Source organism: Streptomyces sp. PA03-5A, assembly GCF_033792725.1.
Classification (GTDB): domain Bacteria; phylum Actinomycetota; class Actinomycetes; order Streptomycetales; family Streptomycetaceae; genus Actinacidiphila.
The window spans coordinates 118,875-140,250 of the sequence record NZ_JARAVL010000022.1 but is presented as its reverse complement, the minus strand read 5'-3'; the positions used below and the strand labels follow the sequence as shown (position 1 = coordinate 140,250).

Sequence of the window (21,376 nt, the reverse complement as noted above, 5' to 3'; positions counted from 1 at the left end):
CGCGTCACCACCGGCCGGCCCGGTGGTGACGCGCGCTCCGGGCTACCCGGACCCCGTCCGCCCCGCGGGCGTCCATCCCTCGCTGCGGATGTCGAGCGCCAGGTCGCGGTCGTGGACCTCCTCGCCGCACGCGCGGCAGTACTCGACAGGGTCCACCGGATGGTCGTCCCGGTGCCGGAGTACGACCGGCGGCTCGTCCACCGCCCACTTGTCGCCCCACGTCACCAGGGACCGGATGACCGGCGCGAGGTCACGCCCCGCCTCCGTCAGGTGGTACTCGTACCGCGGCGGCCGCTCGCTGTAGGCGCGCCGCTCGACGACGCCGGCCTCCTCCAATGCGCGCAGCCGTGCGGTGAGGCGGTCGCGCGGAGCGCCCGTGTTGCGGGCGATGGCGTCGAAGCGCCGGTTGCCGTAGAGGATCTCGCGGACCGCGAGCAGCGCCCACTTCTCGCCGACGACGGACAACGCCGCGGCCGCCGAGCAGGGGCGCCCCGGCAGTGGGGGCACAGGTGTGGTCGGGCTCACCGGGCCAGTCTCACACGGAAGGTTGTGATGTCAAACCCTCTCGCCCTACCCTCGTCCTCACGCGATAGTTGGAAAATCAAACTAGCTACGCACCGCACCCTCAGGAGGCGAGAACGTCATGCGCGACGCCGTCATCGTCGAAGCCGTCCGCACCCCCATCGGCAAGGGCAAGCCGGGCGGGGCGCTCGCCGGGACGCACCCGGTGGAACTGCTCGCCCACACCCTCAAGGAACTCGTCGGCCGCAGCGGGATCGACCCGGCGCTGGTCGACGACGTCATCGGCGGCACCGTCGACCAGGTCGGCGAGCAGGCCATGAACACCACCCGCTGGGCCTGGCTGTCGGCGGGCTTCCCCGACTCCGTCCCGGCCACCACGGTCGACCGGCAGTGCGGCTCCTCCCAGCAGGCCGTGCACTTCGCCGCGCAGGGCGTCATCGCCGGCGCCTACGACGTCGTCGTGGCCTGTGGCGTGGAGTCGATGAGCCGGGTGCCCATGTGGTCCAACGTGCCGCCCGGCGCGGACCCGTTCGGCCCCGGCGTCGCCGAGCGCTTCCCGGGCGGACTCGTGCCGCAGGGCGTCAGCGCGGAGCTGATCGCCGCCAAGTGGTCGCTGGGCCGGGAGGCGATGGACGCCTTCGCCGCCGAGTCGCACCGCAAGGCCGCCGCCGCCTGGTCGGCCGGCGCCTTCGACGCCGAGGTCGCGCCGCTGGCCGGACTCACCACGGACGAGTCCGTCCGTCCCGCGACCACCCCGGAGATCCTCGCCGGACTGCGCCCCGCCTTCGCCGACCCCGGCTACGCCGAGCGCTTCCCGCAGATCGACTGGTCGGTCACGGCCGGCAACAGCAGCCCGGTCAACGACGGGGCCTCCGCCGTGCTGATCACCAGCAGCGAGACCGCGGAGCGCCTGGGACTGCGCCCGCTCGCCCGGCTGCACAGCTTCGCGGTCACCGGCTCCGACCCCCTGCTGATGCTGACCGGGGTCATCCCGGCCACCGAGCGGGTGCTGCGCCGCGCCGGGCTGGACCTGGCGGACGTCGACCTGTTCGAGGTCAACGAGGCCTTCGCCAGCGTCGTCCTCGCCTGGCTGCAGGAGACCGGCGCCGACCCGGCCAAGGTCAACGTCAACGGCGGCGCCATCGCGCTGGGCCACCCGCTCGGCGCCAGCGGCACCCGGCTGATGACCACCCTCGTCCACGCCATGCGGGCCCGAGGCGCGCGCTACGCGCTGCAGACCATGTGCGAGGCGGGCGGCCTCGCCAACGCGACGGTCCTCGAGGCGCTCTGATCCGTACGGGGCGGGCGGTATCCCTGGCGGGGCCGCCCGCCCCGTAACCTGAATGCCGTGCACGTACTCCACGACGCCCCGCTCGCGCCCCTGACCACCTTCCGCCTCGGTGGCCCCGCCACCCGCCTGGTGACGGCGACCACGGACGCCGAGGTCGTCGAGGCCGTCCGGGAGGCGGACGCGGCCGGGACGCCGCTGCTGGTCATCGGCGGCGGCAGCAACCTGGTGATCGGCGACGAGGGCTTCGCGGGCACCGCGCTGCGCATCGCCACCAGCGGGTTCGAGCTCAGCGGCACCGCGTTGGAGCTCGCGGCGGGCGAGGTCTGGACGGACGCCGTCGCCCGCACCGTGGAGGCGGGCCTGGCGGGCGTCGAGTGCCTGGCCGGCATCCCGGGCTCCGCCGGGGCCACGCCCATCCAGAACGTGGGCGCGTACGGCCAGGAGGTCGCCAGCACGATCACCGAGGTGGTCGCGTACGACCGCACCACCGGCGAGACGGTCGTCCTGGACAACGCCGCCTGCGCCTTCTCCTACCGGCACAGCCGTTTCAAGGCGGACCCCGCGCGCCACGTCGTGCTGCGCGTGCGCTTCGCCCTGGAGGACGCCGGCGGCATGTCCGGCCCGCTGAAGTACGCGGAGACGGCCCGCGCCCTCGGCGTCGGGACGGGCGACCGGGTGCCCCTGGACACCGCCCGCGAGACGGTGCTGAAGCTGCGCTCGGGCAAGGGCATGGTGCTGGACCCGGAGGACCACGACACCTGGTCGGCGGGCTCCTTCTTCACCAACCCGGTCCTCACCCAGGCCGGTCACGCGGACTTCCTGGCCCGTGTCCACGACCGCCTCGGCCCGGACGTCACGCCCCCCGCCTACCCCGCCGGCGACGGCCGCATCAAGACCTCCGCCGCCTGGCTGATCGACAAGGCGGGCTTCGCCAAGGGCTACGGCACCGGCCCCGCGCGGATCTCCACCAAGCACACCCTCGCCCTCACCAACCGGGGCGGGGCCACGACCGCCGACCTGCTCGCGCTGGCCCGCGAGGTCGTCGAGGGCGTCCACGCGGCCTTCGGGATCACCCTGGTCAACGAGCCGGTGACGGTCGGCGTCAGCCTCTGACCCGCCGCCGGGCGCCCCTCGTACTAGTACGCCACCCCGACCGCCTGCTTCAGCGTCGCCGCGTCGTCGACCACCGCGAGCATCGCGTGCGCCACGTCGGCGCGGCCGATGGTGAGGCCGCCGCGCAGATTGGCGTTGAGCGCGGTCCGGTAGACCCCGGTCAGCGGCTTGTCGCTGAGCTTCGGAGGCCGTACGGCGGTCCAGTCGGTGGCGCTGCGGCGCATCTCCTCCTCCATCGCCCGCAGGTCGTCGTAGACGGGCCGCAGCAGCCCCGAGACGACGGGTGCGGTGATCCGGCCGAGCAGCGTCTCGTCCTGCGGCACCGGGCCCAGTGGGGCCGCGCTGACCGCCACGAAGCGGCGCACGCCCTCCGCCTCCATGGCCCGCAGGACCGGACGGGTGACCTCGGTGGCGATCCCCGCGTCCTTGCGCCGGCGCGGCCCGAGACCGGAGAGCACCGCGTCCCGCCCGGCGACCGCCGCGCGCAGCGGCTCAGGGTCGGTCAGCGACGCCGTGACGACCTCCAGGCCGGATCCGGTCACGGGCAGCCGTGCCGGGTCGCGCACCACCGCGGTGACGTGGTGCCCCGCGGCCAGCGCCTGGCGCACGATCTGCCGGCCGATGCCTCCGGTCGCGCCGAACACCGTGACGTCCATCGTTCCCTCCCAGGTGGGTGAGTACTCACTCACCTTTAGGGTGAGTGCATGCTCACCCCCGAGTCAACACCCACCCGGACGCGGATCCTGGACGCTGCCGAGCGCCTGATGCGCACCATCGGCCTCGCCCGCACCACCACCAAGGAGATCGCGAAGGCGGCCGGCTGCTCGGAGGCCGCGCTCTACAAGCACTTCAGCAGCAAGGAGGAACTGTTCGTCCAGGTGCTCAAGGAGCGGGCGCCACGGCTCGGGCCGCTCATGGCCGAGCTCACCGCCGACCCGGGCGACCGCAGCGTCGAGAGCTGCCTCACCGACATCGCGCGCACCGCGGTCCTCTTCTACGAGTCCAGCGTGCCGATCGCCGCCTCGCTCTTCGCGGAGCCCGCGCTGCTGGCACGGCACCGTGACGCACTGCGCCCCATGGGCTCCGGGCCGCACGTGCCGCTGCGGGAGCTCGCCCGCTACCTGCGCGCGGAGCGTGACAGCGGGCGCATCCGGGCCGACGCCGACCCCGAGGCGGTCGCCGCGCTGCTGCTCGGCGCGTGCTTCCAGCGCGGCTTCCTCAACTGCTACCTGGGCGAACCCGTCGACGACCAGCCGCTGGACGACTTCGCGGTCGCCGTCGCCCGCACCGTCCTGGCCGGGATCAGCCGCTGAGCCAGTCGTCGATCCCCGCCAGGAGCTTGGTCCGCACGCCTTCCGGCGCCGCGGAACCGCGCACCGACTGGCGGGCCAGTTCGGCCAGCTCCTCGTCGGTGAAGCCATGTGCGTCCCGGGCCAGTTCGTACTGCGCGGCGAGCCGGGAGCCGAACAGCAGCGGGTCGTCGGCGCCCAGCGCCATCGGCACCCCGGCGTCGAAGAGGGTGCGCAGCGGCACCTGCTCGGGCTGCTCGTAGACGCCCAGGGCGACGTTGGACGCGGGGCAGACCTCGCAGGTCACGCCGCGCTCGGCGAGCTTCGCCATCAGCCGCGGGTCCTCCGCCGCCCGTACGCCGTGACCGATGCGGCTGGCGTGCAGGTCGTCCAGGCAGTCGCGCACGCTGCCCGCGCCCGCCAGCTCGCCGCCGTGCGGGGCCGCCAGCAGGCCGCCCTCCCGGGCGATGGCGAAGGCGCGGTCGAAGTCCCTGGCCAGACCCCGGCGCTCGTCGTTGGAGAGCCCGAAGCCGACCACCCCGCGGTCCGTGTAGCGCACCGCGAGCCGGGCCAGCGTACGGGCGTCCAGCGGGTGCTTGGTGCGGTTGGCGGCGACGAGGACGGCCATGCCCACGCCCGTGTCCCGGGAGGCGGTCTCCACGGCGTCCAGGATGATCTCCAGGGCCGGGATCAGCCCGCCCAGGCGGGGCGCGTACGAGGTGGGGTCGACCTGTATCTCCAGCCACCCCGATCCGTCGCGGGCGTCCTCCTCGGCGGCCTCGCGCACCAGACGGCGGATGTCGTCGGGGGAGCGGAGCACGGAACGCGCGATGTCGTACAGGCGCTGGAAGCGGAACCACCCGCGCTCGTCGGTCGCGCGCAGACTGGGCGGCTCGCCCGAGGTCAGTGCCTCGGGGAGGTGCACCCCGTACTTGTCGGCGAGCTCCAGCAGGGTCGCGGGCCGCATCGAGCCGGTGAAGTGCAGGTGGAGGTGCGCCTTGGGGAGGAGGGATACATCGCGTGCCATCCACAGATCCTGCCGCACCGGCGGGGGGTGCCGGTACCTCTTTCGGCCGCTTTCCCCGAACGAGCGCTTGCCCGCACACACACGCGGGCCCCCGGACCGGCCGGTCCGGGGGCCCGCGGGGCGGTCGGCTCAGGCCTTGGCCTCGCCCAGCAGCTTCTGCAGCCGGGAGACTCCCTCGACGAGGTCCTCGTCACCGAGCGCGTACGACAGGCGCAGGTAGCCGGGGGTGCCGAAGGCCTCGCCCGGGACCACGGCGACCTCGGCCTCCTCCAGGATCAGCTCGGACAGCTCCACCGAGCTCTGCGGCCGCTTGCCGCGGATCTCCTTGCCGAGCAGCGCCTTGACCGACGGGTACGCGTAGAACGCGCCCTCGGGCTCGGGGCAGACGACACCGGGGATCTCGTTGAGCATCCGCACGATGGTCTGGCGGCGGCGGTCGAAGGCCTTCCGCATCTCGGCCACGGCCACCAGGTCACCGGAGACGGCGGCCAGGGCGGCGACCTGCGCGACGTTGCTCACGTTCGAGGTGGCGTGCGACTGCAGGTTGGTGGCGGCCTTGACGACGTCCTTGGGGCCGATGATCCACCCCACGCGCCAGCCGGTCATGGCGTAGGTCTTGGCCACGCCGTTGACGACGACGCACTTGTCGCGCAGCTCGGGGAAGAGCGCGGGCAGCGAGACCGCGGAGGCGCCCCCGTAGACCAGGTGCTCGTAGATCTCGTCGGTCAGCACCCACAGGCCGTGCTCGACGGCCCAGCGGCCGATCGCCTCGGTCTCGGCCTCGCTGTACACGGCGCCGGTCGGGTTGGAGGGCGACACGAAGAGCACGACCTTGGTCTTCTCCGTGCGGGCGGCCTCCAGCTGCTCGACGGAGACCCGGTAGCCGGTCGTCTCGTCGGCGACCACCTCGACCGGGACACCGCCGGCCAGCCGGATCGACTCGGGGTAGGTCGTCCAGTACGGCGCCGGGACGATGACCTCGTCACCCGGGTCGAGGATCGCGGCGAAGGCCTCGTAGATGGCCTGCTTGCCGCCGTTGGTGACCAGGATCTGGGAGGGGTCGACCTCGTAGCCCGAGTCGCGCAGCGTCTTGGCGGCGATCGCGGCCTTCAGCTCCGGCAGGCCGCCGGCCGGGGTGTAGCGGTGGTACTTCGGATTGCGGCACGCCTCCACGGCCGCCTCGACGATGTAGTCGGGCGTCGGGAAGTCGGGCTCGCCGGCTCCGAAGCCGATGACCGGTCGCCCGGCGGCCTTGAGGGCCTTGGCCTTCGCGTCCACGGCGAGCGTCGCGGACTCGGAGATCGACCCGATGCGGGCCGACACGCGTCGTTCAGTTGCAGCGGTCATGCCTGCATCGTCGCAGACCCGGGGGTACCGGAGCACACGAGTTCACGTTCCGGTCGGAACCGCGCGCAACCGCGCCGAACCGCGCCCGGACGCGCGACGCATTCGACGCCCGGCCCGCGAACACGTACACTCATCCGTCGATGGCCCCCGCGAGCTGATCTTGGCTGCACACATCGTGCAGCCGCTCGGATGCGGTACGTTGGGGGGCACTCAAAGGGTCGTAGCTCAATTGGTAGAGCACTGGTCTCCAAAACCAGCGGTTGGGGGTTCGAGTCCCTCCGGCCCTGCTACACGCAGGCAGACGCTTTGAGGATTGTTTCGGCAAACGACCCGGATTCAGGTGAGGACGAGTGACGGAAGCCCTGGGCTCCACCGCGACGCCTGAAAGCGGTCGTCCCGACGGTGAATCCACGGACGCCGGCTCCAAGAAGCCCCGCCGCGGCGGCAAGCGCGGCAAGAAGGGGCCCCTCGCGCGCCTCGCGCTCTTCTACCGCCAGATCGTCGCGGAGCTCCGCAAGGTCGTCTGGCCCACGCGCAGCGAGCTCATCACCTACACCAGCGTGGTGATTGTCTTCGTTGTGGTCATCATCGCGCTCGTTACCGTGATTGACTGGGGATTCAACAAGGGCGTCTCGTACGTCTTCGGGTGATTCCTCCCGCGGAGGGCGCCCGCGGCGCCCGACCGCCTGTTCCACATCGTGAAGGAAGAAGCAGCGACCGTGTCTGACCCGAACCTGTACGACGCCGACGAGACCGTCGAGGGCGACGACACCGCGCTTGACATCGTCGAGGCCGCCGACGGCGACATCGACCAGGCGGAGGCTGCAGACGAGGCCGCCGGCGAGCCCGCCGAGCAGGCTGCCGTCCAGGTCGTCGACGAGGACGAGGACGAGGACGAGGCCACGGAAGAGGAAGCCGCGGAGGAGCAGGCCCCGGTGGACCCGGTCGCCTCGTTCCGCGAGGAGCTGCGCGCCCTCCCCGGCGAGTGGTACGTCATCCACACCTACGCCGGCTACGAGAACCGCGTGAAGTCCAACCTGGAGCAGCGCGCCGTCTCGCTGAACGTCGAGGACTACATCTACCAGGCCGAGGTGCCCCAGGAAGAGGTCGTCCAGATCAAGAACGGCGACCGCCGCACCGTCCGCCAGAACAAGCTGCCCGGCTACGTGCTGGTGCGCATGGACCTGACAAACGAGTCCTGGGGCGTCGTCCGCAACACCCCCGGCGTCACCGGCTTCGTCGGCAACGCCTACGACCCGTACCCGCTGACGCTGGACGAGGTCACCAAGATGCTCGCCCCGGAGACCGAGGAGCAGGCCGCTGCCGCCGAGGGCGGCGAGGGCGGTGCCGCCCCGAAGCGCAAGGTCGAGGTCCAGGTGCTGGACTTCGAGGTTGGCGACTCGGTCACGGTCACCGACGGCCCGTTCGCGACGCTGCAGGCCACGATCAACGAGATCAACCCGGACTCGAAGAAGGTCAAGGGCCTCGTCGAGATCTTCGGTCGCGAGACCCCGGTCGAGCTCAGCTTCGACCAGATCCAGAAGAACTAGCAGCCCGGAACACCGGAAGAGCCCCTGCCCGCGGTCACCCGCCGGGCGGGGGCTCTTTCGCGTACGGGGGGCGGTCCCGCGGCGGTGGGTGAGAGGCGCGCAGACGGCCGCTACGGGCGGTTTCCGGGGGTCCTCGGGGGTGCCGCCGGGTCGTCTCTGACCTGCTCGGTTTCAGGGCTCGGCACGATACCCGCTATCGTGGTGCGGTATGCCTGCTCGCAGGCAGGAAAACTCTCACTAGGACCCGGAGAGAGCACATGCCTCCCAAGAAGAAGAAGGTCACGGGGCTTATCAAGCTCCAGATCAACGCCGGCGCGGCCAACCCGGCCCCGCCGGTGGGCCCGGCGCTGGGTCAGCACGGCGTCAACATCATGGAGTTCTGCAAGGCCTACAACGCGGCCACCGAGTCGCAGCGTGGCTGGGTGATCCCGGTGGAGATCACGGTCTACGAGGACCGTTCCTTCACCTTCATCACCAAGACCCCGCCGGCTTCCCGCATGATCCTCAAGGCCGCGGGTGTGGAGAAGGGCTCCGGCGAGCCGCACAAGACCAAGGTCGCGAAGCTTACGCGTGACCAGGTCCGCGAGATCGCCACGACCAAGCTGCCCGACCTCAACGCGAACGACCTGGACGCCGCCGAGAAGATCATCGCCGGCACCGCGCGTTCCATGGGCATCACGGTCGAGGGCTGACCACACCACCAGCAGTTCCGTGGCAGGGCCTGCTCGGCCCGCACCACGACTCCTCAGGACACACAGGAGCAGTAGTGAGCAAGCGCAGCAAGTCTCTCCGCGCTGCGGACGCCAAGATCGACCGGGAGCGTCTGTACGCGCCCCTCGAGGCCGTCCGTCTCGCCAAGGACACCTCCACCAGCAAGTACGACGGCACCGTCGAGGTGGCCTTCCGTCTGGGCGTCGACCCGCGCAAGGCCGACCAGATGGTCCGTGGCACCGTGAACCTTCCGCACGGCACCGGTAAGACCGCCCGGGTCCTGGTCTTCGCGACCGGTGACCGTGCCGAGGCCGCGCGTGCCGCGGGCGCCGACATCGTCGGCGCCGACGAGCTCATCGACGAGGTCGCCAAGGGCCGCCTGGACTTCGACGCCGTCGTCGCCACCCCGGACCTCATGGGCAAGGTCGGCCGCCTCGGCCGCGTCCTCGGTCCCCGTGGTCTGATGCCGAACCCGAAGACCGGCACCGTCACCCCCGACGTGGCCAAGGCCGTCACCGAGATCAAGGGCGGCAAGATCGAGTTCCGCGTCGACAAGCACTCGAACCTGCACTTCATCATCGGCAAGACCTCGTTCGGTGAGCAGCAGCTGGTCGAGAACTACGGCGCGGCCCTGGACGAGATCCTCCGTCTGAAGCCGTCCGCCGCCAAGGGTCGCTACATCAAGAAGGCCGCCATCAGCACCTCGGTGGGCCCCGGCATCCCGGTCGACCCGAACCGCACCCGTAACCTCCTCGTCGAGGAGGACCCGGCCTCCGTCTGACCGGGTCGGGCCCCTGGGCCCGTGCAGTTGTGAACCGGCCCCGCGCCTCTCCGGAGGTGCGGGGCCGGTTTTTTCGTACGACCGTGTCGGCGCCGTGCGTTACCGTGGCAAGCGGTTCCACGGGGACCCGGGGACGACGGACGGCATGGGGTGGGGATTTCATGAGCTTGTCGGCAGCGAAGCGTCTGGGAGTCGGTCTGGCGGCCGTGGCCGTCGTGGTCGGGCTCGCGGGCTGCGACGACGGCGACGGGGGCGGCAAGAAGCGCAAGAAGGCCGAAGCGCCGCACGGGGCGGTCCAGGGGCAGGGCGAGATCGCCAAGGCCATCCAGGCCGCCTTCGAGAAGACCTCGGAGGCGAAGTCCGCCAAGGTGCGCATGACGCTCACCCTGCCGGCCGGCGCGCAGGGCGGCGGCACGATGCGGATCGCCGGAGTGCAGGGGTGGGACCCGGCGGTCATGGACGTCACCATGGAGGGCTCGGCCTTCACCGCCGCCGACCCGGACGCCCCCTCCCGGATCCGCATGATCATGCTGGACCAGGCCATGTACATGGACATGGGGGCGAAGCAGGCCGCCGAGATGGACGGCAAGCGCTGGATGAAGCTGGACCTGAAGGCAGCGGCCGAGGTGAGCGGCAGCGAAGAGCTGCAGAAGCAGATGACCGGCGGCCTGGACAACATGAACCAGGACCCGGCCGAGCAGCTCGCCCTGCTGCTCCAGTCGCCCAGCCTGAAGCACGTCGGCGCGGAGAAGGTAGGCGGCGTCCAGGCGGACCACTACAAGGGCACGCTGACCTTCGCGGAGATGGTGGAGGCCAACAAGGCCACCGGCGTCCTGTCCGAGAAGGAGCGCAAGGCCCTGGTCGCCAACGCCGAGAAGGCGGGCATCAAGGGCTACGACACCGAGATCTGGGTCAACCAGGACCACTACCCGGTGAAGATGGTCGTGGGCGTGAGGACGCCCGAGGGCACGCTCCGCATGAACGCCTCCTACTCCGACTACGGCACCGCGGTGAGCGTCCAGGCGCCGCCGGCGAAGGACACCGTCGACCTCTTCGGGATGCTCGGGGACATGAAGGCCTCAGGCGCCTGACCGGGGGCTCCGGCCTCACGGGCTGACCTGCCCCGACACCGGATTTGCCTGGTGCGGATCCGTTCGCGTACTCTTCAACGGAAGCCAAAGACCGCTGGTTGCTGGCGCGCCCGTGAGGGTGCGGCAGCCGAAGGATCCGCTGATGCGGACGGCCCGCGCAGGTGACAGTGGATGCACTCCCGGGAACGCTCCTCGCGATTCCGGTCGAGTCACGCCCCGTGCGCCTGCGCCGGGGCGTTTGTTTTGCCCGGCCCCTTCCCGTGCGGTCCGAATCACCCGGAAGGAGGCCGAGGCTCTATGGCGAGGCCCGACAAGGCCGGTTCGGTTGCCGAGCTGACGGACAAGTTCCGCAGCTCCAACGCCGCCGTGCTGACCGAGTACCGCGGTCTCACCGTGGCGCAGCTCAAGACGCTGCGCCGTTCGCTCGGTGAGAACGCCCAGTACGCCGTGGTGAAGAACACGCTGACCAAGATCGCGGCCAACGAGGCCGGGATCACCGCTCTGGACGACCTGTTCGCGGGTCCGACGGCGGTCGCCTTCGTCACCGGTGACCCGGTGGAGTCGGCGAAGGGTCTCCGTGACTTCGCCAAGGAGAACCCGAACCTCATCATCAAGGGCGGTGTGCTTGACGGCAAGCCGCTGTCCGCCGATGAGATCAAGAAGCTCGCGGACCTCGAGTCCCGCGAGGTGCTGCTCGCCAAGCTGGCGGGTGCCATGAAGGCAAAGCAGGGCCAGGCCGCTGCTGTCTTCCAGGCCCTGCCTTCGAAGCTCGTCCGCACCGTGGAAGCGCTGCGCGAGAAGGTCGAGCAGGGCGGTGCCGGTACGCCGGCTCCCGCCGAGGACGCGGAGTAGTCACTCCCGTGCTCTAGCGGGCCCGTACGCCCGCCGACATGTACATCCGGCACCTGCCGAATTAGTGGAAGGACCGCCATCATGGCGAAGCTCAGCCAGGACGACCTGCTCGCGCAGTTCGAGGAGATGACCCTCATCGAGCTCTCCGAGTTCGTGAAGGCCTTCGAGGACAAGTTCGACGTCACCGCCGCCGCCCCCGTCGCCGTCGGCGTTGCGGGCCCGGGTGCCCCGGTCGCCGAGGCCGTCGAGGAGAAGGACGAGTTCGACGTCATCCTCACCGGCGCCGGCGAGAAGAAGATCCAGGTCATCAAGGTCGTGCGCGAGCTGACCTCCCTGGGTCTGAAGGAGGCCAAGGACCTCGTCGACGGCACCCCGAAGCCGGTCCTCGAGAAGGTCAACAAGGAGGCCGCCGAGAAGGCCGCCGAGTCCCTCAAGGCCGCGGGCGCGTCCGTCGAGGTCAAGTGATCCCTGCCCCTTCCGAGGGGCTGATCAGCCGCGGGGCGGCCACCCTTTCGGGTGGCCGCCCTCGGTCGTTTGCGTGGTGCGTCACCCGGTCCGGCGACCGACCCGGGTAGGGTGATCATCACTGTTCCGGGACCGTCGGCTTCCTCGAGCTGTGACGATCTCCGCGGGGCGGAGGCCTTGACGAACCGCACGCAGCGCGCGATTCTCAGGACGCGTCGTCACATCGGCCATGGACCGAGGCATGGAACGAAGGCGATGCGGGAATGCCTAGCGTGGCAAGCGTGAAAGAGGGCATGACGGCTCACAACAAGGGGCTCCTACCGACCCCTCCGGAGGACGAGATTGGTGCAGTACCGGTCTCCGAAACTCTGCACTGGACATCAGTGTGCCAAGTGGCTACACTGACCCTTTGCGCTGCCTGTTAGCTGCCGCCTGGCCCGTCACCAGGGGCAAGCCCAAGCCTGAGCACACATGAGGAACCGTCCTGACCAGGGCCTCCTTGTCTGCGCCCGGGGGCGGAAGCCGGTACGCGCGTAGTGAGTCCGAGCCCTCGGAAGGACCCCCTCTTGGCCGCCTCGCGCAACGCCTCGACTGCCAATTCGAACAACGGCGCAAGCACCGCCCCGCTGCGCATCTCTTTCGCGAAGATCAAGGAGCCCCTCGAGGTCCCGAACCTCCTCGCGCTGCAGACCGAGAGCTTTGACTGGCTCCTCGGCAACGCCGCCTGGAAGGCTCGCGTCGAGGCGGCCCTGGACAGTGGCCAGGACGTCCCCACCAAGTCCGGTCTGGAGGAGATCTTCGAGGAGATCTCGCCGATCGAGGACTTCTCCGGGTCGATGTCGCTGACCTTCCGCGACCACCGTTTCGAGCCTCCGAAGAACTCGATCGACGAGTGCAAGGAGCGCGACTTCACGTACGCGGCCCCGCTCTTCGTCACGGCCGAGTTCACCAACAACGAGACCGGCGAGATCAAGTCCCAGACGGTCTTCATGGGCGACTTCCCGCTCATGACCAACAAGGGCACCTTCGTCATCAACGGCACCGAGCGTGTCGTGGTGTCCCAGCTGGTGCGCTCGCCGGGTGTCTACTTCGACAGCCAGATCGACAAGACGTCCGACAAGGACATCTACTCCGCCAAGGTCATCCCCTCCCGTGGTGCCTGGCTGGAGATGGAGATCGACAAGCGCGACATGGTCGGTGTCCGCATCGACCGCAAGCGCAAGCAGTCCGTGACCGTCCTCCTGAAGGCGCTCGGCTGGACCACCGAGCAGATCCTCGAGGAGTTCGGCGAGTACGAGTCCATGCGCGCCACCCTGGAGAAGGACCACACCCAGGGCCAGGACGACGCGCTGCTGGACATCTACCGCAAGCTGCGTCCGGGCGAGCCGCCGACCCGTGAGGCCGCGCAGACGCTGCTGGAGAACCTCTACTTCAACCCCAAGCGCTACGACCTGGCCAAGGTCGGCCGCTACAAGATCAACAAGAAGCTGGGTGCCGACGCGCCGCTCGACGCCGGCGTGCTGACCGTCGAGGACGTCATCTCGGCGATCAAGTACCTGGTCAAGCTGCACGCGGGCGAGACCGAGACCACCGGCGACAACGGTTCCTCCGTGGTCGTCGAGGTCGACGACATCGACCACTTCGGCAACCGTCGTCTGCGCAACGTCGGCGAGCTCATCCAGAACCAGGTCCGTACGGGTCTGGCCCGTATGGAGCGTGTCGTTCGCGAGCGGATGACCACCCAGGACGTCGAGGCGATCACGCCGCAGACCCTGATCAACATCCGGCCGGTCGTCGCCTCCATCAAGGAGTTCTTCGGCACCAGCCAGCTGTCCCAGTTCATGGACCAGACGAACCCGCTGTCGGGCCTGACCCACAAGCGCCGTCTGTCCGCGCTGGGCCCCGGTGGTCTGTCCCGTGAGCGGGCCGGCTTCGAGGTCCGTGACGTGCACCCGTCCCACTACGGACGCATGTGCCCGATCGAGACCCCCGAAGGCCCGAACATCGGTCTGATCGGCTCGCTGGCCTCCTACGGCCGGGTCAACGCGTTCGGTTTCGTGGAGACCCCGTACCGCAAGGTCGACGAGAACGGTGTCGTCACCGACGAGGTCAACTTCCTCACGGCCGACGAGGAGGACCGCTTCGTCATCGCCCAGGCGAACGCCCCGCTGACCGACGACAACCGCTTCGCGGAGTCGCGCGTCCTGGTGCGCCGCCGTGGTGGCGAGATCGACTACGTCCCCGGTGAGGACGTCGACTACATGGACGTCTCGCCGCGCCAGATGGTGTCGGTCGCGACCGCCATGATCCCGTTCCTCGAGCACGACGACGCCAACCGCGCGCTCATGGGATCGAACATGATGCGCCAGGCCGTGCCGCTGCTCAAGGCGCAGGCCCCGCTGGTCGGCACCGGCATGGAGTACCGCTGCGCGGTCGACGCCGGTGACGTCATCAAGGCCGACAAGGACGGTGTGGTCCAGGAGGTCTCCGCGGACTACGTCACCGTCGCCAACGACGACGGCACCTACAACACCTACCGGGTCGCCAAGTTCTCCCGCTCGAACCAGGGCACGTCCTTCAACCAGAAGGTCGTCGTGGACGAGGGCGCCCGCGTGATCGCCGGCCAGGTGCTTGCCGACGGCCCGTCCACCGAGCGCGGTGAGATGGCGCTGGGCAAGAACCTCCTGGTGGCGTTCATGCCGTGGGAGGGCCACAACTACGAGGACGCGATCATCCTCAGCCAGCGTCTGGTGCAGGACGACGTCCTCTCCTCGATCCACATCGAGGAGCACGAGGTCGACGCCCGTGACACCAAGCTCGGCCCCGAGGAGATCACCCGGGACATCCCGAACGTCTCCGAGGAGGTCCTGGCCGACCTCGACGAGCGCGGCATCATCCGCATCGGTGCCGAGGTCGTCGCCGGCGACATCCTGGTCGGCAAGGTCACCCCGAAGGGCGAGACCGAGCTGACCCCGGAGGAGCGCCTGCTGCGCGCGATCTTCGGCGAGAAGGCCCGTGAGGTCCGTGACACCTCGCTGAAGGTGCCGCACGGCGAGACCGGCAAGGTCATCGGCGTGCGCGTCTTCGACCGCGAGGAGGGCGACGAGCTGCCGCCCGGCGTGAACCAGCTGGTCCGCGTCTACGTGGCACAGAAGCGCAAGATCACCGACGGTGACAAGCTCGCCGGCCGCCACGGCAACAAGGGCGTCATCTCCAAGATCCTGCCGATCGAGGACATGCCGTTCCTGGAGGACGGCACCGCGGTCGACATCATCCTCAACCCTCTGGGTGTCCCGTCCCGGATGAACCCGGGACAGGTCCTGGAGATCCACCTCGGCTGGCTCGCCGCCCAGGGCTGGGACGTCTCCGGCATCGGCGACGAGTGGGCGCAGCGCCTCACGGCGATCGGCGCCGACCAGGTGGAGGCCGGCACCAACGTCGCCACCCCGGTGTTCGACGGTGCCCGCGAGGACGAGATCGCCGGTCTCTTCGAGGCCACGATCCCGAACCGCGACGGCCAGCGCCTGGTGCTGCCCTCCGGCAAGGCCCGGCTCTTCGACGGCCGCTCCGGCGAGCCGTTCCCGGACCCGATCTCGGTCGGCTACATGTACATCCTCAAGCTGCACCACCTGGTGGACGACAAGCTGCACGCCCGTTCCACCGGTCCGTACTCGATGATCACCCAGCAGCCGCTGGGTGGTAAGGCGCAGTTCGGTGGTCAGCGCTTCGGTGAGATGGAGGTGTGGGCCCTTGAGGCGTACGGCGCGGCCTACGCGCTGCAGGAACTCCTCACCATCAAGTCCGACGACGTCCTGGGCCGCGTGAAGGTCTACGAGGCGATCGTCAAGGGCGAGAACATCCCCGAGCCGGGCATTCCCGAGTCCTTCAAGGTGCTCATCAAGGAAATGCAGTCGCTCTGCCTCAACGTGGAGGTGCTGTCCTCGGACGGCATGTCCATCGAGATGCGCGACACGGACGAGGACGTCTTCCGCGCGGCGGAGGAGCTCGGTATCGACCTGTCCCGGCGCGAGCCGAGCAGCGTCGAAGAGGTCTGACGGGCCGGCCGGGGAGCTGCCGTGAGCAGCTCCCCGCCTCCCCCGGACCGTTCAGACATGTTTGACTTTCGACCCCGAAAGAGGGATTGACGACAAAGTGCTCGACGTCAACTTCTTCGACGAGCTGCGGATCGGCCTTGCGACCGCGGACGACATCCGACAGTGGTCCCATGGCGAGGTCAAGAAGCCTGAGACCATCAACTACCGCACCCTGAAGCCCGAGAAGGACGGACTCTTCTGCGAGAAGATCTTCGGCCCCACCCGGGACTGGGAGTGCTACTGCGGCAAGTACAAGCGTGTCCGCTTCAAGGGCATCATCTGTGAGCGCTGCGGCGTCGAGGTCACTCGCGCCAAGGTGCGTCGTGAGCGGATGGGCCACATCGAGCTGGCCGCCCCCGTGACCCACATCTGGTACTTCAAGGGCGTTCCGTCGCGGCTGGGCTACCTGCTCGACCTCGCCCCGAAGGACCTCGAGAAGGTCATCTACTTCGCCGCCTACATGATCACGTGGGTGGACGACGAGCGTCGTACCCGCGACCTGCCCTCGCTGGAGGCCCAGGTCTCCGTCGAGCGTCAGCAGATCGAGCAGCGCCGTGACTCCGACATCGAGTCCCGGCAGAAGAAGCTCGAGGCCGACCTCGGCGAGCTGGAGGCCGAGGGCGCCAAGTCCGACGTGCGCCGCAAGGTGCGCGAGGGCGCCGAGCGGGAGATGAAGCAGCTGCGCGACCGCGCCCAGCGCGAGCTGGACCGGCTCGACGAGGTGTGGTCCCGCTTCAAGAACCTCAAGGTCCAGGACCTGGAGGGTGACGAGCTGCTCTACCGCGAGCTGCGGGAGCGCTTCGGCACCTACTTCCAGGGTTCGATGGGTGCCGCGGCGCTGCAAAAGCGCCTGGAGTCCTTCGACCTGGACGAGGAGGCCGCCAAGCTCCGCGAGATCATCCGTACCGGCAAGGGCCAGAAGAAGACCCGTGCGCTCAAGCGCCTCAAGGTCGTCTCCGCGTTCCTGCAGACCACCAACAAGCCCCAGGGCATGGTGCTGGACTGCGTCCCGGTGATCCCGCCGGACCTGCGTCCGATGGTGCAGCTGGACGGTGGCCGCTTCGCGACCTCCGACCTGAACGACCTGTACCGCCGCGTCATCAACCGCAACAACCGCCTCAAGCGCCTCCTCGACCTCGGTGCCCCCGAGATCATCGTGAACAATGAGAAGCGCATGCTCCAGGAGGCCGTCGACGCGCTCTTCGACAACGGCCGTCGTGGTCGCCCGGTCACGGGCCCCGGCAACCGTCCGCTGAAGTCGCTGTCCGACATGCTCAAGGGCAAGCAGGGCCGGTTCCGCCAGAACCTGCTCGGCAAGCGCGTCGACTACTCGGCCCGTTCGGTCATCGTCGTCGGCCCGCAGCTCAAGCTGCACCAGTGCGGTCTGCCCAAGGCCATGGCGCTGGAGCTCTTCAAGCCGTTCGTGATGAAGCGCCTGGTGGACCTGAACCACGCGCAGAACATCAAGTCGGCCAAGCGCATGGTCGAGCGCGGCCGCACGGTCGTGTACGACGTGCTCGAAGAGGTCATCGCCGAGCACCCGGTGCTGCTGAACCGTGCGCCGACCCTGCACCGCCTCGGCATCCAGGCCTTCGAGCCGCAGCTGGTCGAGGGCAAGGCCATCCAGATCCACCCGCTCGTCTGCACCGCGTTCAACGCGGACTTCGACGGCGACCAGATGGCCGTGCACCTGCCGCTGTCCGCGGAGGCGCAGGCCGAGGCCCGCATCCTGATGCTGTCCTCGAACAACATCCTCAAGCCCGCCGACGGCCGTCCGGTGACGATGCCGACGCAGGACATGGTCCTGGGTCTGTTCTTCCTCACCACGGACGCGGAGGAGCGCGAGCTCCGGGGTGAGGGCCGGGCGTTCGGCTCGACCGCCGAGGCGATCATGGCCTTCGACGCGCGCGAGCTCTCGCTCCAGTCGCGGATCGACATCCGGTTCCCGATCGGCACCGTCCCGCCGCGTGGCTGGACCCCGCCGGCGGACGTCGAGGGCGAGGAGCCCTGGCAGCTGGGCGACTCCTTCCGGCTGAACACGACCCTGGGCCGTGCGCTCTTCAACGAGCTGCTGCCCGAGGACTACCCGTTCGTGGACTACCCGGTGGGCAAGAAGCAGCTCTCCGAGATCGTCAACGATCTCGCCGAGCGCTACCCGAAGGTCATCGTGGCGGCGACGCTCGACAACCTGAAGGCGTCCGGTTTCCACTGGGCGACCCGTTCCGGTGTCACCGTGGCCATCTCCGACGTCGTCGTGCCCGAGGCCAAGAAGGCCATCATCGCGGGCTACGAGGCTCAGGACGAGAAGGTCCAGAAGCAGTACGAGCGCGGTCTGATCACCAAGGACGAGCGCACGCAGGAGCTCATCGCGATCTGGACCAAGGCGACCAACGAGGTCGCCGAGGCGATGAACGCGAACTTCCCGAAGACCAACCCGATCTTCATGATGGTCGACTCGGGTGCCCGCGGAAACATGATGCAGATGCGTCAGATCGCGGGTATGCGTGGCCTGGTGTCCAACGCGAAGAACGAGACCATCCCGCGGCCGATCAAGGCGTCGTTCCGCGAGGGTCTCACCGTGCTGGAGTACTTCATCTCCACCCACGGTGCCCGTAAGGGTCTCGCGGACACCGCTCTGCGTACCGCCGACTCCGGTTACCTGACGCGTCGTCTGGTCGACGTCTCCCAGGACGTCATCATCCGCGAGGAGGACTGCGGCACCGAGCGCGGCCTCAAGCTGGCGATCGCCGAGCGCTCCGAGGACGGTTCGCTGCGCAAGACGGACGACGTCGAGACCAGCGTGTACGCGCGCTGCCTCGCCGAGGACGTCGTGGTGGACGGCAAGGTGCTGGCCACCGCCGGCACCGACCTGGGCGACGTGCTCATCGAGCAGCTCATCCACAACGGCGTCGAGGAGGTCAAGACCCGCTCGGTCCTGACCTGCGAGTCCGCGGTGGGCACCTGCGCGATGTGCTACGGCCGTTCGCTCGCGACCGGCAAGCTGGTGGACATCGGTGAGGCGGTCGGCATCATCGCCGCCCAGTCCATCGGTGAGCCCGGCACCCAGCTGACGATGCGTACCTTCCACACCGGTGGTGTGGCCGGTGACGACATCACGCAGGGTCTGCCGCGTGTCGTCGAGCTCTTCGAGGCGCGTACCCCCAAGGGTGTCGCCCCGATCTCGGAGGCGGCGGGCCGCATCCGGATCGAGGAGACCGAGAAGACCAAGAAGATCGTCATCACCCCGGACGACGGTGCCGAGGAGATCGCCTACCCGATCTCCAAGCGTGCCCGGCTGCTGGTGGGCGAGGGCGACCACGTCGAGGTCGGCGAGAAGCTGACCGTGGGTGCCACCAACCCGCACGACGTGCTGCGCATCCTGGGTCAGCGGGCCGTCCAGGTCCACCTGGTCGGGGAGGTCCAGAAGGTCTACAACTCGCAGGGTGTGTCGATCCACGACAAGCACATCGAGATCATCATCCGGCAGATGCTCCGCCGGGTGACGATCATCGAGTCCGGCGACGCGGAGCTGCTGCCGGGCGAGCTGGTCGAGCGCGGCCGCTTCGAGACCGAGAACCGTCGGGTCGTGGCGGAGGGTGGCCACCCGGCCTCCGGCCGTCCGCAGCTGATGGGTATCACCAAGGCCTCGCTGGCCACCGAGTCCTGGCTGTCGGCCGCCTCCTTCCAGGAGACGACCCGGGTCCTCACCGACGCGGCGATCCACGCCAAGTCCGACTCGCTGCTGGGCCTCAAGGAGAACGTCATCATCGGTAAGCTCATCCCGGCCGGTACGGGTCTGTCCCGCTACCGCAACATCCGGGTCGAGCCGACCGAGGAGGCCAAGGCCGCGATGTACTCGGCCGTCGGCTACGACGACATCGACTACAGCCCGTTCGGCACCGGCTCCGGCCAGGCCGTCCCGCTGGAGGACTACGACTACGGCCCGTACAACGGCTGAGTCGTCCGCTCGAAGCCGCTGGGCGGCCATCCCTCGGGGTGGCCGCCCAGCGGCTTTGTGCCGCCCTGGACGGGCCTGTGGGGGCCTTCCAGGGCGGTACGGGCGGGGGAGGGGCGGCACGGACCGGCCGACCGTGTGACGGGGCGTCCTGGGAACGTGGTTTTCCGGGCATAATGGAGCGATGCGGGCTGCGAACGATGATCGCGAGCGTACGGTGGACGTGCTCAAGGCTGCGTTCACCGAAGGGCGGTTGACCCAGCCGGAGTTCGAGGACCGGGTCGGGCTGGCCTACCAGGCGGTGACGTACCAGGAGCTGTACGGGCTCACCGCGGACATCCCGCGCCCACGCCGGCTCCCCGCGCCTCCGCCGCCGGTCAACGCCAAGGCGGTCGCCTCGCTGGTCTGCGGTGCGGTGGGCATGTTCGGACTGGTGATCCCCGGGATACCGGCCGTGGTGCTGGGGCACATGGCGCGCCGGGAGATCCGGCGCACGGGCGAGCGGGGCGACGCGCTCGCGGTGTGCGGACTGGTGATGGGGTACCTTCTGACCGCGTTCACGGTCGCGATCACGGCGATCGTCGTTATGGTGGTAGTGGCGGTCAGTCACGGCTGAGTGCGTTCTCGCGAGCTCCCCGCGGGGCCCGGCGGGAGGGTGCGGCATCGGCCGAGACCATATGTTTTGACCGAAGGCTGGGCGCTGGGTACGCTCTGACCTTGTGCCTGGGGTGTGCCCGGGTTCTCGTGCGTGCACTTGTCCGTGCGGGACACCGAGGCCGATACACCGACAAATATGCAGTTTCGCTTCGGCGGAAATCGTATGAGGTGCGCGACACACCCGACCGCGTGGGTCGGCGTGAGCCGCTGAAACCCCAGGTTAGAAGTATCGAGTCGGCACACAGAAACCGGAGAAACGGTGCCTACGATCCAGCAGCTGGTCCGAAAGGGCCGGCAGGACAAGGTCGAGAAGAACAAGACGCCCGCACTGAAGGGTTCCCCTCAGCGCCGCGGCGTCTGCACGCGCGTCTACACGACCACCCCGAAGAAGCCGAACTCTGCCCTGCGCAAGGTCGCGCGTGTGCGACTGACCAGCGGCATCGAGGTCACCGCTTACATCCCGGGTGAGGGTCACAACCTGCAGGAGCACTCCATCGTGCTCGTGCGTGGTGGCCGTGTGAAGGACCTGCCGGGTGTTCGCTACAAGATCATCCGCGGCTCGCTCGACACCCAGGGTGTCAAGAACCGCAAGCAGGCCCGCAGCCGCTACGGCGCCAAGAAGGAGAAGTAA

General features: G+C 69.3%; 18 protein-coding genes and 1 tRNA gene. 15 read left to right on the top strand and 4 right to left on the bottom strand.

Translation table 11 applies throughout. The annotated features are described in order from the left end of the window. Positions 1-42: 42 nt before the first annotated feature. The gene (locus PV410_RS26745; protein ID WP_500328167.1) at positions 43-525 is read right to left on the bottom strand and encodes a winged helix-turn-helix transcriptional regulator; all 483 of its coding nucleotides are present in this window, start codon (positions 523-525) and stop codon (positions 43-45) included. 118 nt (positions 526-643) lie between these two features. Between PV410_RS26745 and PV410_RS26740 the strand changes: the two genes are divergently transcribed. Further along, positions 644-1,813: a thiolase family protein gene (locus PV410_RS26740; RefSeq protein WP_500328166.1), complete on the top strand. Its 1,170-nt coding sequence runs from the start codon at positions 644-646 to the stop codon at positions 1,811-1,813. Between the two features lie 57 nt (positions 1,814-1,870). Then, entirely contained in the window at positions 1,871-2,926 is a 1,056-nt protein-coding gene (locus tag PV410_RS26735; protein WP_500328165.1) for a UDP-N-acetylmuramate dehydrogenase, read from the top strand. 23 nt (positions 2,927-2,949) lie between these two features. Here the strand turns inward: PV410_RS26735 and PV410_RS26730 are convergent, their stop codons facing one another. Then, positions 2,950-3,582: an NAD(P)-dependent oxidoreductase gene (locus PV410_RS26730; RefSeq protein ID WP_500328163.1), complete on the bottom strand. Its 633-nt coding sequence runs from the start codon at positions 3,580-3,582 to the stop codon at positions 2,950-2,952. Between the two features lie 48 nt (positions 3,583-3,630). On the opposite strand from PV410_RS26730, the gene PV410_RS26725 reads away from it, so the two are divergent. After that, positions 3,631-4,239: a TetR/AcrR family transcriptional regulator gene (locus PV410_RS26725; protein WP_500328162.1), complete on the top strand. Its 609-nt coding sequence runs from the start codon at positions 3,631-3,633 to the stop codon at positions 4,237-4,239. On the opposite strand, the gene PV410_RS26720 is transcribed toward PV410_RS26725, so the two are convergent. Continuing rightward, positions 4,229-5,242 (bottom strand): adenosine deaminase, encoded by a 1,014-nt coding sequence (locus PV410_RS26720; RefSeq protein WP_500328161.1) that lies wholly within the window; start codon positions 5,240-5,242, stop codon positions 4,229-4,231. The two genes, PV410_RS26725 and PV410_RS26720, sit on opposite strands and share 11 nt — an antisense overlap. Before the next feature lie 129 nt (positions 5,243-5,371). Beyond that, positions 5,372-6,589: a pyridoxal phosphate-dependent aminotransferase gene (locus tag PV410_RS26715; protein WP_500328159.1), complete on the bottom strand. Its 1,218-nt coding sequence runs from the start codon at positions 6,587-6,589 to the stop codon at positions 5,372-5,374. A gap of 214 nt (positions 6,590-6,803) precedes the next feature. Between PV410_RS26715 and PV410_RS26710 the strand changes: the two genes are divergently transcribed. The 12 genes from PV410_RS26710 (at position 6,804) to rpsL (ending at position 21,376) form a co-directional block, all read left to right on the top strand. Beyond that, positions 6,804-6,876 (top strand) — tRNA-Trp (locus PV410_RS26710). Positions 6,877-6,939: 63 nt separating this feature from the next. Continuing rightward, on the top strand, positions 6,940-7,239 hold the full coding sequence (gene secE / locus PV410_RS26705; protein WP_499513412.1) for a preprotein translocase subunit SecE: 300 nt from the start codon (positions 6,940-6,942) through the stop codon (positions 7,237-7,239). Positions 7,240-7,308: 69 nt separating this feature from the next. Beyond that, a complete protein-coding gene (gene nusG / locus PV410_RS26700) occupies positions 7,309-8,139 on the top strand; it encodes a transcription termination/antitermination protein NusG (protein ID WP_500328158.1) in 831 nt (276 codons plus the stop codon). Between the two features lie 257 nt (positions 8,140-8,396). Continuing rightward, positions 8,397-8,831 (top strand): 50S ribosomal protein L11, encoded by a 435-nt coding sequence (rplK, locus tag PV410_RS26695; protein WP_319135229.1) that lies wholly within the window; start codon positions 8,397-8,399, stop codon positions 8,829-8,831. Positions 8,832-8,905: 74 nt separating this feature from the next. Further along, positions 8,906-9,631, top strand: a complete 726-nt coding sequence (gene rplA / locus PV410_RS26690) for a 50S ribosomal protein L1 (RefSeq protein ID WP_499513414.1) — start codon at positions 8,906-8,908, stop codon at positions 9,629-9,631. Between the two features lie 161 nt (positions 9,632-9,792). Then, positions 9,793-10,722, top strand: coding sequence for an SCO4651 family lipoprotein (locus PV410_RS26685; protein ID WP_500328156.1), 930 nt, complete (start codon positions 9,793-9,795; stop codon positions 10,720-10,722). A 297-nt stretch (positions 10,723-11,019) separates the two neighbouring features. After that, positions 11,020-11,574 carry a 50S ribosomal protein L10 gene (gene rplJ / locus PV410_RS26680; RefSeq protein ID WP_319135235.1) on the top strand — a complete coding sequence of 185 codons (555 nt, stop codon included), beginning with the start codon at positions 11,020-11,022 and terminating at the stop codon, positions 11,572-11,574. Positions 11,575-11,655: 81 nt separating this feature from the next. Next, the gene (gene rplL / locus PV410_RS26675; RefSeq protein ID WP_500328155.1) at positions 11,656-12,039 is read left to right on the top strand and encodes a 50S ribosomal protein L7/L12; all 384 of its coding nucleotides are present in this window, start codon (positions 11,656-11,658) and stop codon (positions 12,037-12,039) included. Between the two features lie 566 nt (positions 12,040-12,605). Next, positions 12,606-16,094 carry a DNA-directed RNA polymerase subunit beta gene (gene rpoB, locus PV410_RS26670; RefSeq protein WP_500328154.1) on the top strand — a complete coding sequence of 1,163 codons (3,489 nt, stop codon included), beginning with the start codon at positions 12,606-12,608 and terminating at the stop codon, positions 16,092-16,094. A 97-nt stretch (positions 16,095-16,191) separates the two neighbouring features. Then, the gene (locus PV410_RS26665) at positions 16,192-20,091 is read left to right on the top strand and encodes a DNA-directed RNA polymerase subunit beta' (RefSeq protein ID WP_499513418.1); all 3,900 of its coding nucleotides are present in this window, start codon (positions 16,192-16,194) and stop codon (positions 20,089-20,091) included. 181 nt (positions 20,092-20,272) lie between these two features. After that, complete coding sequence (locus PV410_RS26660) at positions 20,273-20,704, top strand: DUF1707 and DUF4190 domain-containing protein (protein WP_500328153.1); 432 nt, start codon at positions 20,273-20,275, stop codon at positions 20,702-20,704. Between the two features lie 300 nt (positions 20,705-21,004). After that, on the top strand, positions 21,005-21,376 hold the full coding sequence (rpsL, locus tag PV410_RS26655; RefSeq protein WP_014144289.1) for a 30S ribosomal protein S12: 372 nt from the start codon (positions 21,005-21,007) through the stop codon (positions 21,374-21,376).

Excerpts from the sequence above, each read along its gene's own strand:
- PV410_RS26740 (WP_500328166.1), top strand. The coding sequence starts at position 644 with ATGCGCGACGCCGTCATCGTCGAAGCCGTCCGCACCCCCATCGGCAAG.
- PV410_RS26730 (WP_500328163.1), bottom strand. The coding sequence starts at position 3,582 with ATGGACGTCACGGTGTTCGGCGCGACCGGAGGCATCGGCCGGCAGATC.
- PV410_RS26725 (WP_500328162.1), top strand. The coding sequence starts at position 3,631 with ATGCTCACCCCCGAGTCAACACCCACCCGGACGCGGATCCTGGACGCT.
- PV410_RS26720 (WP_500328161.1), bottom strand. The coding sequence starts at position 5,242 with ATGGCACGCGATGTATCCCTCCTCCCCAAGGCGCACCTCCACCTGCAC.
- PV410_RS26715 (WP_500328159.1), bottom strand. The coding sequence starts at position 6,589 with ATGACCGCTGCAACTGAACGACGCGTGTCGGCCCGCATCGGGTCGATC.
- rplK (WP_319135229.1), top strand. The coding sequence starts at position 8,397 with ATGCCTCCCAAGAAGAAGAAGGTCACGGGGCTTATCAAGCTCCAGATC.
- PV410_RS26685 (WP_500328156.1), top strand. The coding sequence starts at position 9,793 with ATGAGCTTGTCGGCAGCGAAGCGTCTGGGAGTCGGTCTGGCGGCCGTG.
- rplJ (WP_319135235.1), top strand. The coding sequence starts at position 11,020 with ATGGCGAGGCCCGACAAGGCCGGTTCGGTTGCCGAGCTGACGGACAAG.
- rplL (WP_500328155.1), top strand. The coding sequence starts at position 11,656 with ATGGCGAAGCTCAGCCAGGACGACCTGCTCGCGCAGTTCGAGGAGATG.
- PV410_RS26660 (WP_500328153.1), top strand. The coding sequence starts at position 20,273 with ATGCGGGCTGCGAACGATGATCGCGAGCGTACGGTGGACGTGCTCAAG.